At 44.1% G+C, this 13846-nt stretch carries 11 protein-coding genes; 6 read left to right on the forward strand and 5 right to left on the reverse strand.

Annotation, left to right across the window (positions count from 1 at the left end; all coding sequences use genetic code 11):
- Window positions 1–48 precede the first annotated feature (48 nt).
- On the forward strand, window positions 49–1143 hold the full coding sequence (locus ACED45_RS05050; protein ID WP_371713423.1) for a substrate-binding domain-containing protein: 1095 nt from the start codon (window positions 49–51) through the stop codon (window positions 1141–1143).
- A 139-nt stretch (window positions 1144–1282) separates the two neighbouring features.
- On the opposite strand, the gene ACED45_RS05055 is transcribed toward ACED45_RS05050, so the two are convergent.
- Together ACED45_RS05055 and ACED45_RS05060 are read right to left on the reverse strand one after the other, a co-directional pair.
- Window positions 1283–2965 carry an alkaline phosphatase family protein gene (locus tag ACED45_RS05055; protein ID WP_285954574.1) on the reverse strand — a complete coding sequence of 561 codons (1683 nt, stop codon included), beginning with the start codon at window positions 2963–2965 and terminating at the stop codon, window positions 1283–1285.
- A 181-nt stretch (window positions 2966–3146) separates the two neighbouring features.
- Window positions 3147–3935: a formylglycine-generating enzyme family protein gene (locus tag ACED45_RS05060; protein WP_285954573.1), complete on the reverse strand. Its 789-nt coding sequence runs from the start codon at window positions 3933–3935 to the stop codon at window positions 3147–3149.
- 137 nt (window positions 3936–4072) lie between these two features.
- Between ACED45_RS05060 and ACED45_RS05065 the strand changes: the two genes are divergently transcribed.
- A complete protein-coding gene (locus tag ACED45_RS05065; protein WP_371713424.1) occupies window positions 4073–5404 on the forward strand; it encodes an anaerobic sulfatase maturase in 1332 nt (443 codons plus the stop codon).
- A 93-nt stretch (window positions 5405–5497) separates the two neighbouring features.
- A complete protein-coding gene (locus tag ACED45_RS05070; RefSeq protein ID WP_371713425.1) occupies window positions 5498–6556 on the forward strand; it encodes a hypothetical protein in 1059 nt (352 codons plus the stop codon).
- 147 nt (window positions 6557–6703) lie between these two features.
- Here the strand turns inward: ACED45_RS05070 and ggt are convergent, their stop codons facing one another.
- Complete coding sequence (ggt, locus tag ACED45_RS05075; RefSeq protein WP_371713426.1) at window positions 6704–8434, reverse strand: gamma-glutamyltransferase; 1731 nt, start codon at window positions 8432–8434, stop codon at window positions 6704–6706.
- A gap of 621 nt (window positions 8435–9055) precedes the next feature.
- Here ggt and ACED45_RS05080 point away from each other — a divergent pair.
- From ACED45_RS05080 to ACED45_RS05090, 3 genes are all read left to right on the forward strand, one after another.
- The gene (locus ACED45_RS05080) at window positions 9056–10522 is read left to right on the forward strand and encodes a methyl-accepting chemotaxis protein (protein ID WP_146491681.1); all 1467 of its coding nucleotides are present in this window, start codon (window positions 9056–9058) and stop codon (window positions 10520–10522) included.
- A 118-nt stretch (window positions 10523–10640) separates the two neighbouring features.
- Window positions 10641–11783 carry a porin gene (locus ACED45_RS05085; RefSeq protein WP_146491678.1) on the forward strand — a complete coding sequence of 381 codons (1143 nt, stop codon included), beginning with the start codon at window positions 10641–10643 and terminating at the stop codon, window positions 11781–11783.
- A 9-nt stretch (window positions 11784–11792) separates the two neighbouring features.
- On the forward strand, window positions 11793–12203 hold the full coding sequence (locus ACED45_RS05090; RefSeq protein WP_086713848.1) for a phosphate ABC transporter substrate-binding protein: 411 nt from the start codon (window positions 11793–11795) through the stop codon (window positions 12201–12203).
- A gap of 90 nt (window positions 12204–12293) precedes the next feature.
- Here the strand turns inward: ACED45_RS05090 and ACED45_RS05095 are convergent, their stop codons facing one another.
- Both ACED45_RS05095 and ACED45_RS05100 read right to left on the reverse strand, forming a co-directional pair.
- Window positions 12294–13361 (reverse strand): sulfate ABC transporter permease, encoded by a 1068-nt coding sequence (locus ACED45_RS05095; protein ID WP_371713427.1) that lies wholly within the window; start codon window positions 13359–13361, stop codon window positions 12294–12296.
- A 1-nt stretch (window position 13362) separates the two neighbouring features.
- Entirely contained in the window at window positions 13363–13839 is a 477-nt protein-coding gene (locus tag ACED45_RS05100; protein ID WP_371713428.1) for a hypothetical protein, read from the reverse strand.
- Window positions 13840–13846: the final 7 nt, after the last annotated feature.

Below are 13846 nucleotides of genomic sequence, written 5' to 3' on the forward strand. Positions count from 1 at the left end.
CTATATTTATAATATTGTTAATAAACATTCAAACATTTGGTAACAGTTATGCCGGGTCAAATTTATAAAAATGTTTTGCCAACCCTACTGACAGCGTGTTTTTGCCTCCCTTTGTACGTCAATGCTGATGGGGCAAGATCGGAAGCTGATGTAAAGAAACTTGAAAAATTTCAAGAGACTGTAAGTGGCGAGCCAATGTCATTAGCTCCGATGTCGGTAGAAAAACCGGTAAGAATTGCGCTGATTTATCCAAGTGCAGATATTTCTGACTTTTGGACAAGAAATTACACCGCATTGAAGGAAAGGCTCATTGCTTTGGAGCTGCCTTTTGAGATCAATGAGTTTACGTCCCGACAAATTGAGCACTCATTACAGACCCAATACACCGAGCAAGTCCTGAATTCTGAGATGCCTTATGACTTCGTCATTTTTGGTCCTTCTGAGCTTGGTATCCAAGCCGGTAACATTCAAAAACTGTCCGCTTCAAAAGATTTCAAAACCTTTATTTGGGCGTTCCACACACCAAATGAGAAATGGAAACATCAACCAGATAGTTGGTTCGATTTCTCGAGTGCGATGGGGGCTGAGGCTCTATGTGATCACGTAGTGAAAGAACTGGGAAGGGAGGTCGAATTTTCAGCAAATCGAGGTATCCCAGGAATAACAGATACTCAACGGTCACAAGGTTTCATTGATTGCGTAGAAGAAAAAGGCGATTGGTTAACGGTGTATGAGCACTTTGGGCAATATCAAAAAATCGGAGGTGCAGATGGGATTCGCCTGGTGCTAGGTAACTTCCCTGAGGTGACCATGGTTCATAATGCCAATACAGCGATGACCATGGGCGCGGTTGATGCGTTGAACCAAGCCGACATGTTGTCTGAAATCTATGTCACGGGTTGGGGCGGCACAGCGATAGAGATCGAGAAGATTCGTTCTGATGAGTTAGATGCCACACCAATGCGCATGAGTGATGACCTTGGCGTAGCAACTGCTGAAGCGATAAAGTTTCACTTAGAAGAGAGAGAAGCCGAAGTCCCGTTGGTTTACCTAGGCCGTATCACTGTTGTACATAATAAGATGAATAACGACCAACTAAATCAGCTAACCAAAGAAGCCTTTCGTTATTCGGGAAAAAATTAAGCTCGACTCAATCGGACCACCATTAATCAAAAGAGCCGCTTACCTGTTTCGACTGAGTCAGTCAGAAATGGATAAACGGCTCTTTTATTGGGTGGGTGCTGGATTTGAAATTTAAATGACGAAACCTTGGAGATTTAGTCTACTCAGTGATCTCTTGTAACACCTCTCCAATCGAGCCACTTGGTTGGGTGATCCCTAGCTTATTCGAAAGTGTTGGTGCAATGTCGTATGGCGTGATTGCTCGCGAGATCTTCTGAGCTTCAACATCGTAGCCTGCAAAAATAACCGGTACATGGGTGTCGTATTTCCACGGAGAACCATGAGTCGAGGCAATTTGAAGGCCTTCCATGTCGTTAATGTAGCTACGCGGTGCAAATACCACATACACGTCGCCAGAACGAGCTGGATGGTAGTTGTTTTTGATGAGCTGCATTACGTGCGTGTCCGGTACTCGGTTGGCTGCGATATCACTACTTGATACTGCAAATGCAACGCCTTTCACTTTTGCTATTTCATCCGCAATTACTTCTTGTACCTTAGCGAGGTCAAGCTTCTTCTCGGCGATTAAATCGTGATTCAGATAGATATAAGGCTGTGCATACAAACGAATCACATCTTTAGTTAAGCCGAATTCATCCTTCAATCGTTTCTCAACACCACTCGAGAGCAGTTTATCCTTATTAAAGTATTGAGCTTGATTGAAGCCAAGCGCATTTGCCGCAGGTGAAGATTCAGGAACACCGTGGTCGGCAGACAGCACAATTAATGTGTTCTCTAGCCCCACCTGGTTATCAACGGTTTTGAAAAGCTTAGCGAGAGTCTTATCAAGTCGGATTAGGTTGTCTTCTGTTTCTAGGCTTTCTGGGCCGTATAGGTGCACCACGTAGTCGTTTGACGAGAAACTCACAGATAAATAATCGGTTACGTCACCTTGTCCTAGCTTCTCTTGCATCAACAAGGTGCTTGCGAAGTTTTCTGTGATTTCATCACCAGCAGGGCTCACAGTAAGCGTAGTACTGAAGTACTTATAGCTTGCCGGGCCGTATGGGTGAGGGAAGGTGCGTTGGAAATCACCGAGTTTCACTTTGTGTTCGGTATTGTGTTCTTGCAGGGTGTACTGGTCACGCGGTAACGACAGTTCCCATCTCTGTTTTGAGTATTGAGCGGCAATGGCTTTTTCATTCCAGCGAGATACCCAAGCAGGATATTCGTCGTAGTAATAGTTGCTGGTCACAAACTCAGACTGTGCTTTAGAGAACCAAAAAGCTTTGCCACTGTGTCCTGCAAGCGAAATCGCGCCACGGTCTTTTACCGATACACCAAACACTTTCGATTTTCCGCTATTGGAAATCATAAGTTCGTCGCCAAAGGTGGTGGCGAGAATTGGCTCTGGAGAGCGGCCGTCACCTTGCGCTGTCTTTTGTGTTGGATCGATCTCGGTGGCTTTGTCGACACCCGCACCCGAAGTCAGCATGGCGTAGTTGCCATCTTCTACGTTATACACCAAACGTTCTTCGCTACGGTCATACCAAACATTACCTACCATGCCGTGTACGCTCGGTGGAGCGCCTGTTGCAAGCGACACATGTCCTACAATGGTTTCTGTGTTGCCGTGTTGGTAGTTAGCATTGGTGTAATAAGTACCGTCATCCATTAAGTAGCGAAAGCCACCTTCACCGAAGTTATGCTTATATCGCTCGATTAGGTCTGCGCGCAGGCCATCTACTGTGATTTGAAGGACTAGATCTGGCTTTTCCGCAGCCGAAGCAGGGAGGGCACAGAGTAACGCGAGTGTTAGTCCTGAAAGCTTGGTGTATTGCATAGAGTTTCCTTATTCACTGTTGCCGCAGAGTTCTAACGTTTGGCAGATTTCTAATGTTTGGCCAGATTTCTAACGTGTGTACAGTGCGAATCGTATTTTTAGTATTGTTGGTGAAGATTATTGAGTCATAACCATCGGCACCTTTAGCTGGTTCACATCTCTAGCTAGTTCACAGCTTTAGTTAGTTCGTATCCTTAACTAAACGCAAGCCCATGTCCGACATAGTGATCGATTGGCTTGCGAAGTCACGACGGTAACTTTCAGATTCATTTTTGTCATAAGCAAAGCTGCCACCGCGAACGGACTTATGCGATAAGCCTACGTCACTGTGTTTAGCGTTGTTTGGATTGTCTGTTGGACCAAATCGGTAGAAAGTGTCATCGAAGGCATCGATAACAAACTCCCCAACGTTTCCTGTCATGTCATATAAGCCTAGTTCATTTGGCTTTTTTAACCCGACAGGATGCGCGCTATTTTTTGAATTTGCTGAGTACCACGCAACTTCATCTAAGTTGTTGGAACCACTGTAAGTATAGCCTTTGCTTTTGTTGCCACCTTTCGCAGCAAACTCCCATTCAGCTTCAGTTGGTAGGCGGTACTCTTCGCCTGTTAGTTCATTCAACTGCTCAACGAAATAGTTCGCTTGTTGCCAGCTTAGGTTGTTGACCGGAACTTGCGGGTTTTGGAAATAACTGAGAGATGAACCCATCACCGATTCAAACAATTCTTGAGTCACCTCAAATTTCGCAATGTAGAAACTATCTACAGTTACATCACGGGCTGGTCGTTCTGCTTTGGTCGCCTCTGGGCTGTTTGAGCCCATGGTGAATGTTCCGCCTTCAACCAACACCATCTCTTGGTCAATTTTTTGAGCGATAGGGTGTGTAGGCACGCTTGCACAGCCGCTTAGATAAATAGTCATGGTGACGCCGCTAACTGCTGCTAAATGTTTGTAATTGATAAATTTCATCACGTGCCTCAAATGTTCGAAATAGGGCGTAATTCTAACGTTTTTGGTCATTCCTATTGGTTATAAAGGGTATAACATGCCACTGACTTAATTCGGAATTATGATGGGAACAAGACACTAAGATAGGTAGGTAAATCATGCACATTACTCAAGGTCCACAATATAACGGTAAAGCGTCTAAGCGCCTGCATGTTATGGCTAAGCCGATTGGCGCAGCGTGCAACATTGACTGTAAATATTGTTACTACCTAAGTAAGCAAGATTTGTTGGAGTACAAGAAAGGCAGTTCTCCAAGAATGGATGATGAGACGCTAGAGACTTACATCCGACAATACATTGAAGGTCAAAATACGCCAGAAATCATCTTCTCATGGCAGGGCGGTGAGCCGACCATGTTAGGTTTGGCTTATTTTGAGCGTGTGGTTGAGCTACAGAAAAAGTATCAGCCCGAAGGTGTGTTAATTTCAAATGACCTACAAACTAATGGCACATTACTGAATGACGATTGGGGTCGGTTCTTAGCAAAGAACAACTTCCTGATCGGTTTAAGTATTGATGGTCCTGAAATGCTACACAACGCTTACCGTACCAACCGAGCGGGTCGTGGCACATTCAAACAAGTGATGGCTGCTGTAGAGTTGCTGCACAAGCACCAAGTCAAATTCGCCACGCTTACCTGTGTGAATAATCTCACTAGTCAAAATGCACTCGAAGTGTATCGTTTCCTACGTGATGTGGTGAAGTCTCCACAAATGCAATTTATTCCTATCGTAGAACAAAAAACCTTTAGAACCGTTGCACCGCAAACATCTCAAGTGAGTGAGCAACTCAAGCAAGGTGACAAGCGTCTTATCCCGGGTCACAAAGATTCGATCATGGAATCATGGTGTGTATCGGACTTAGCGTGGGGCAACTTCCTAATTGCTGTGTTTGATGAGTGGGCGAAGTACGATATCGGTAAAGTGTTTGTTCAGTATTTCGAAGCGAGCTTAGAAACGTGGATTGGTCGCCCGAACCCGCTTTGTACCCTTAATGAGATCTGCGGTAAAGGCTTAGCGATGGAGCCAAACGGCGATGTGTTCTCTTGTGACCACTACGTTTACCCTGAATATAAAATTGGCAACATCCACCACGAGAAGCTTGATGACCTAGCATACAGTGCACCACAACAGAAATTTGGCTTCGCTAAATCACGTACGCTGACGAGCCAATGTCAGCAATGTGACTACAAGTTTGCTTGTCATGGCGAGTGTCCGAAAAATCGCTTTATCAAAACTCGTGCGGGTGAGCCGGGCTTGAACTATTTATGTGCGGGCTGGCACAAGTTCTTCTCTCATGTTGATAAATCGATGGCGTATATCGCGCGTGCGATGAGACACCCTGTTGCTCATGGTAAGTACAGTGATTCTGTGATGATGGCGCGTCGAGCAGAACTGGCAAAACAAACAACATTTGAGACTAAGTTTTAAGTCAAGTTCTAGGTTTAGAGTTATCGATCCTAACGAAATTTAATCAGATATGAGTCTAGGGACAGGCTAAGTTCTCCAGCTTAAGGTAATACTATGATCAAGAAGAGTTTAGCGACAGCGGTTGCTTTATTTATCTCAACGTCCGCATTGCTATCAACGTCAGCGATGGCAGCTAATAGCGTTCAACAAACCGTTGATGCACCAGCACAAAATATCAATCAAGTGCTTGAAATGACGGACACTCAAACCCGCATTCAACAGTTGTCTTACATGGCGCAAGATCAGAATCAGTCTATTGAAAACCGTACTGGTGCGCTGCAAGAATTGGCAGCTTACCCAAGCCAAAATGCGTTGGTGGCTGTTGCTAGAGGCTTGAAAGATAAAGACCCTGAAGTTCGCGAAGCGTCTGTGATTGGCTCTGAACCTTATCAACTCGAACATCGCTGGGCATTAGTCTCTCCGTTGCTTAAAGACAGCGATACCATGGTTCGCCACACGGCAACATCAAATCTAATTCGTGACTTTAATGCCTTAGATGAACAACAAAAAGCACAAATCGAACCACCAGTAAAAGAGCTGATCAGTTTTCTAGAAACGCAAGAATCTGAAAAATACCAACTGCTGTTTGCTGATGTACTTCGCTGGCACAACGAGTGGGATAAGGCGGAAACGGTTTATCTAGAACTGATCAATACGCATCCAAAAGAAGCGCAAGTTTGGTTAAGCTACGCTGATAATTTCCGAGCGCAGAAAAAAGACCAGCAAGCGGTCGATGTATTGGATCGCGGTTTGAAACATGTACCAGACAACGCAGCTCTGCATTACTCTAAATCTCTAACTTTGGTTCGCCTTGAAGACAAAACTGCGGCAGCCAAAGAGATTGAAGTGGCTGCGAAGCTAGCTAAAGATAACAGCTATTACTGGTACCTAAATGGGGTATTACAAGAAGAGTTGGATATCGACAAGTCGACTAAATCGTTCGAGAAAGCATATTTGATCTCTGGTTCTCCAGAGCAGCTATACGCGGTATGCGATATCTATGTGCGCTACGGCAATGAAAAGACAGATGATTGCTTGGGTGAGCTAGGTAAAGTGGCTCCTGATTATGTAATTGAGAAATTGAAAGAGAAGCGAGTAGCGCCAAGCTCATAATATCCAAATGAGTAAATAGCGAAGCCGATAATGAAAAGCCAGTCAAAATATTCGACTGGCTTTTCGCATCCATGAACTGCTTAGACAAGGTTCAAGCAACTAAAGACCAAAATAAGGGCAAGCCTGTTACTTGCCCATTTCGTTTTATTATTCACCCATAGAGCTTGATGCACGGCGTCTGTCGGTGGCGCCATAGATCTTGCCATCTTTGACTTCAATGGCATTCAAGCCACTGACGACGGGAATGACATGCACCTGATAACCGAGCTGCATGAACTCTGGTACTAGCATTTCAGCGTAGGTTTTCTTCTCGACCAACAAACCTGTTGGATCATAAGGTTTGGTTCGATCAATCTTAGTGCCATACTGAATATTCGGCAGGTCAATCGCTTCCTGCGCAGACAGATCCCAATCGAGAATGCCCACCACAGTTTTCAACACGTACCCCGGAATTTGTGAGCTACCAGGAGAACCTACCACTAAACGCAGGTCGTCTTTTTTATCCATAACCATTAGCGGGGTGATCGCTGAGCGAGGTCGCTTACCTGCTTCAATAGAGTTTTGAGTCGGTTTACCGTTTATTGTGGGTTTGGTGGAGAAATTTGCCATTTGGGCATTAAGAACAACGCCATCGACCATTAGCCCAGACCCCATGCCTGTGCCGACGGTGCTGGTCATTGCAATGGCATTACCGTCTTTGTCGATGATGGAGATGTGCCCGGTATCTTGGCTCTCAAAACCTTGATACTGAGCGTAATCAGTATCGGTTAGCTTGCCTGCTTTTGGTTTTGTTTTCGCAATGCCAGTCTCTGGAATGAGCTTACGTCGCCCATCGATGTAGGCTTTGTCGAGTAGGGCTGCAACTGGCGCTTCGATGTAATCTGGGTCACCGGCATAAGCGATGCGATCGGCTTTGGCGATTCTCATGGCTTCGGTCATCAAGCGCCAAGGTTCAACATCGGTTTTAGACATGTCGGCTAAGTTATAGGCTTCTAACATTTCAAGGCTTTGAGCAACCATCACGCCACCAGAGGCAGGGTAACCAAAGGATACGATCTTGTTACCACGATAGTCGCTCTCAATGACGTCACGCTTTTTGATTTGGTACTGTTCAAAGTCTTCAATGGATAATTTTGCGTGGTCTGAATCGATGCCACTGTTGACCGTTTCGACAATGTTCTTACCAAACTCTCCACCATAAAGATATTTGTCACCTTGTTGCGCAATATTGGTCAACGTATTGGCAAGCTTTGGATTGGTCATCAAGGTGCCCGTCGGTTTGATTTCGTCGTTATCCCAATAGAGCGCTTTGATTTCTGGATCTTCAATTAAACGGTTTTGCTCACGAACCACAATGTCATAGGTGTAACTGTTCATTGCATAACCTTTACTGGCAAGCTCAATCGCAGGCTGCACCAACTCAGACCAAGGTAGCTTTCCGTATTCTTGATGAGAGCTATAGAGCAAACGAAGCGTACCCGGTACCGCGACAGATCTTGGCCCTAAAATCTCATTTCGACTGAGTGCCTTACCATCTTCCATAAACATATCTGGAGTCGCACTTGAGGGCGCTTCGTCACGCCCATCGATTGCGAGGAATTGGTCTTTGTCATGTTGATAAAACAAAGCAAACGTCCCGCCACCAATCCCCGTCATATCGGGCTCGACGACTGACATGGTCATTTGCATCGCCACCATGGCGTCGATGGCATTACCGCCTTGTTTCAGTATCGAATAGCCAGTGCTGCTGACATAGGGGTTTGTCGCACTAACCATGAATTTGTCACCTTCAGTATTCGGTATGATTGGGAAAGGGCTGGGCTCAGCAGCAAAACCCACCGCTGAAACCAAGCTTAAAGATAAAGTTGCTATACGCATGCGTTCTCCATTTAGAGGTTCAATTTAGTCGCTCCAAGGTTGACTGAATAAAAAAGAGTAAGTTCGTGAGCCTGCTACCTTCTTACACAAACCTGACGGTGTTGACAGAGTTATTAAATTGTAGGGCATGTGGAGAATTTAGTTATTGGGGGTGTTTGGATAAGCGTGTTTTTATATTTTTCAACTCGACATTAAGCCCATGGAATACGTGCATTGAAATATAGTGAGCGAGTATAAATCCTAATTAACATTAAGTTTTAAACAGGTTGGTAAGTTTGGAATTAAGCGATATTTAATAAAGTTAAAAATTAAAGCTTATGATTTATATGGTTAATTTTCAGGCTGGCACAATCTATAAACAATATTTACATATTTGTCACTATTTTTGTATTGACCGATTGAATAACTGGTCAGATCTGTTATTGTGCGAAAAAATAATAGTGCGGTTTGTCATACTGTTTAGCAAGGAAGCTTATGTTTACACTATCGATTAAGAATCGAATTTTGGCGTTATGTTTAGTTTCGTTAGTAGGGTTTATTAGTATTCTATTTGTCGGTGGGGATACACTGACTAGCAACACTAAGCAGGTTAATAGGATTGACCAAGTCACTTATCCCGTAATGAATGCGGCCTCTTTAAACAGTGTGTTGATCTCCCAGTTGGCGGAGCGTTTTAACTTAGCTGTAACGCTTGGCGATGAAGAAATTTTGGAAATGAACAAGCAAACTCTTGCTGCGATTCAAAGTAACTTCAATATTCAAATCACGCTGGATCCTTCTCTGCAGAGTGAATCGACACTTCTGCAAAATAAAACTAATCAATATTTTGAACTTGCTTACCAAATTGCCCAAGGAATGATCGATGAGGAGATCAGCCTTAGTGAGGCCGGTCGTTTGGCAAAAGAAAGTACAGCGATTTTGGATGAGCTAACCCTAGGCATGCTTGAGTTTGGTGCAGACCGACAGTCTGAGTTCGAGAATGCAGTGGAAGATTTAGAAGCCAATAACAAACAGGCTAACCAGATCATGAGCATTTCTGGCGCTGTGGCGATGCTTGCAATGTGTGTCTTCGGATGGTTAGTCGTAAGAGGAATTCGAGCGGATCTGGCAAACATTAGCGATAAGATGCACGATATCGCTGAGGGTGATGGAGATCTTACTGTGCGTCTTCAGCACGAGAAAAATGACGAACTTAAGCCTCTGGTGGAGTCATTTAATAGCTTCGTGTCTCACCTACAACAGAACGTAACTCACACTATAGACAATGTTACTCAATTGGACTCTATCTCTGGTTCTCTCGTTAAGTCGAGCCAAGTCACAAGTGAGCTTTCCACTAAGCAACACCTTTCAATTGAAGAAGTCTCAAGTTCATTAAACCAGCTGTTTCTTGCGGCTCGAGAGATTGCAACGAATGCAAATGATGCGTCGTCTTCTGCTTCTAGTGCAAGCGAACAAGCAAGCTTAGGGGAGCAGCAAGTTGAAAGCACGATTCTTGCGGTGAAAGAACTGACGAACGATGTCGGTAATGCATCAGAAGTTGTGAAGCAGTTGAACGACAACACTCAGAGTGCAGGCTCAATTTTAGAATCGATCAGTGCGATTGCAGAACAAACTAACCTCTTAGCACTTAATGCGGCAATTGAAGCTGCACGAGCAGGAGAACAAGGTCGAGGTTTCGCGGTTGTAGCTGACGAAGTCCGAACGTTAGCGTCAAGAACACAAACCTCTACCCAAGAAATTCAGTCGGTACTTTTACAGCTACAAGAGCAAGCGCAAACAGCCTCTACCATCATTTCTGAAAGCGTTGTTAAAGCTGAAGATTGTGTAGAGAAGTTCCTAGTCGCTGAAGGGTCGCTGCAAAGAATCACATCAGATGTCACCGAAATCAGCCAACGAAACGAAAGTATTGCTGCCGCGACGGAGCAGCAAGAACAAACCTCGACTCGTATAGAAACCTTTGTAGAAGAGATTCGAAAAATGGCGGAAGGTACTAGCAACAGTGTGAAACAGGTAGATGCTGTGGCTCATGATATCCAAGAAGTTACTCGTAATATATCTACATTAACTGGCCACTTTAAGGTGAGTTAAGCCCCCTAGAATCATTCTTTCTCTCTCTATGGCCATGCCTCAAGGAGGGCGGGAGTATGCCCAAAATTTGGGTTAATTACATAAAAACAAGAAACAACATAACAAATTGGAGTTAGTTATGAAGAAGACAGTGGTTGCTGCCCTAGTAAGTATGGCGTTTGGAGCAAATGCTGCAAATATGGATAATCTTCGTATTAGCGGGTTTGGTTCTGTAGGTATCGGTAAGTCAGATAACGCAATCGGTTATGCAGGCTACACGGATGAAAAATTAGATTGGGAGCAAGAAACACTAGCGGGCTTGCAGTTTGATTTTCAGGTTAACGAGCGAGCGAAGTTCGTGACGCAAATAGTCGCAAATAGCCGTTATGACTATGACCCAAAAATTGAAATGGCTTACGCCTCTTATGATTTTGATTCATTTACTGCTCGTGCAGGTAAGCTGCGTCTACCTCTGTTCTTCTATTCTGACTACACCGATCTTGGCTATGCGTATCCTATGATTCGACCTTCTCAAGAATTGTACGAAAACATTGTTTTGAAGGGCTATACGGGAGCTGACTTATTGATTCCGATTGAACTTGAAGATTCAAGTATTCTTCTTCAGCCATTGGTTGGTGTTGGCACGATTGACGAAGAGGATTCAATTGTTGGTGAAGTTAAACTGGATCAATTGTTTGGTTTGAGTGCGAACTGGAACGTCGATGATTTTACTTTCCGTGGTTCTTATTTGGTTGCGGAATCGAATCCATCTTGTGATTTCCAGAACCCACAATCTAGCCCTTACTGCCAGTTAGGTGCTTTACTTGACAGCCAAGACGGTCAGTTTATCTCTCTGGGTGCGCAATATGACAACGGTGATCTACTTGTTAACGTAGAAGCCGCTGACGTTCAAATTGAAGGTCAATTTTACGACTATCAATCGGTTTCTGGCTTGGTTGGTTACCGAATCAATGAGTTTACGCCTTACCTTTCGGTTAGCTGGGTTGAAACCACCGATAACGATGAACGTGAAAATATGACGATAACGGCAGTTAAAGAGTCGATGAATTACGAGCGTATCTCTTACTCTATCGGTAACCGCTGGGACTTTGCTAAGAATATGTCGTTAAAGGCTGACGTGACTTACGTAGATTACCGCGATACGAGTGGTGGTTTCCAAACCAATGTTGAGACGTCTGCCGTCAACCCATTTATGGCGACGGGGAATTACCTTGAAGACAGCTCAATTGTCTATTCAGCACGTCTTGATTTCGTATTCTAAGGAGGTCACATGAAAAGTTTACTGACAGCAATAACCATAGCGGTTCTTTCATTTAATGCTTCTGCAGGCATGGTCGTTATTGGTAACAATGCAGGTGTTGATTCATTATCAAAATCTGATGTTAAAAAACTCTTTATGGGTAAAAAGAGCAAGTTATCAAATGGTACGAAAGCACAAATCGTCGAACTGACTGATGGTTCTGAGGGGCGACTAGCCTTTCACGAGGTAGCAACAGGACGCAGTGAATCGCAGCTTCAATCTGCTTGGTCAAGGCTAGTCTTCACAGGTAAAGCAGAAGCTCCAATTCAAGTCGTAGATTATAGCGAAGCCATCACAACGGTAGCGTCAAAAACCAACGCCATTGGTTACGTTGATGAGTCTGCACTGACGGGGGATGTAAAAGTGCTGTTTAAGTACTAAATCAGCTTCTGATTGATGATAAAAAAGCCCAAGGCAAAGATGTTGCCTTGGGCTTTTCGTTTCACTGAGCATACGTTTTCGTGGTAGAGGTTAGAACACGAAACTCAGCATAATGGTATAGAGTACAGCATCTTTATCATCAAAGCCTGTCAGTGGATTGAAGTCCTCGATAAAGGCTCCATTTGACTTACGAGCTTCAAAGTATTGTACTTCACCATTGATAGAAACGTTCGGCAATACGTCGTAATCGATACCAATCAAATAGCTGTTGCCTGTAAGGTGTTCGTTTGAGTCAAATTCTGCACCGTAAACGACATAAGGCGTAAACGAATTCAATCTGTAGCCCAAACTTGCATACATTGATGAAGAGAAGTCACTGATTTGTCCTTCACTTGATAGTACCGCTTGACCAAATTCATACTCAGCACCCAAAGACCAAAGCTGGATGTGTTGGTTGTCTGCAGTAGGCAGCGCACCAACGTTTTTAATCTTTACAGTCTGATCAAAGTTGGAATCGAGGAATGACAAATTCCAACGATAGTTCTCTCCACTTAACTGAAGGTTGGCACCAAACATGCGGTTGGTTTCAAACTCCAGTTCTGTACTCGAATTAAAATCGACTTCGTTTTTGTCTTTTACGCCGAAGAAAGGGGAGAGTAACAGCGTTGCCTCATCACTCACATCGTGAGTCCAGCTGACTTTAATCCCGTTAAATGCGGTGATACCCAATACGGCGTTATATACTTCTGTCGGTGGCCTCGCTGTCATGTAGGCTTGGCCGACATAATAGTACTCAGAGGTAAGAAACAGTGGCAGTCTCAATCGACCGATGCTGACATCAAAGTCATTGAATTCATAGCCAAGGTAAGCCCACTCAAGCTGAGGGTCACTCCAATCGTATTGGGGGGCTTTCACCACTTGAACAGAGGCTTTGAATGAGTTGTAAAAGTAGTCTAATTGAACGCCAAATGTGGTATCACAGTCGTAGCAGCTCTCATCAGTAAAGCCTCGGTTAATGATGAGTGGATTATCATTGTCTGATTTCGCCCAAGATGTTGAACCAAAGCCACTTAATGACAAATTATCGGTAAGTTCAATAATCGCAAAAGCCGGAGAGGAAATCGAAGCACATAGCACTGACGTAATTATCTTTTTCATATTATTTCTCCGAACTTATAATGTAGAGAACGTTGGCATTTTGAGGAACCGAAGAGAGTGGGGAGTAACCAATACGGTTTGGTTTGTCATCCAGCCAGTCCACTAAGCTATCGGTTGATGCCGTTTTGATTTCTCTTGGATAACGCGCTTTTCCTGAAAAAGATAAACCAGCCCAGTGTGCATTCATTTGAGCGGCATTTTTTCCAAGCAAAAGCTGATAAAAGTCCTCTCTTTCGGCACTGTTCTCAGGCCAATCAGACAGTTCAACACGTTTGCCATTGAGGCGTTTAGTTTTCCCTCTATAGAGCTTTCGCGCTTTGTTTATTGATATCTCTTCAAAACCGGAGTCTAAAGAAAATATGGCATAATCTTCAGCGGCGTGAGCAGGGCTGAGAAGAAGCAAGCTTCCTAATAGCCCTACCGCGACTGGCAACATGACTCTGCGGGGAAGTGTTTTTATTGTTCTAATCCAATCCATGGGTATC

Source organism: Vibrio crassostreae, from assembly GCF_041439375.1.
In the GTDB taxonomy this organism is placed as follows: domain Bacteria; phylum Pseudomonadota; class Gammaproteobacteria; order Enterobacterales; family Vibrionaceae; genus Vibrio; species Vibrio crassostreae_D.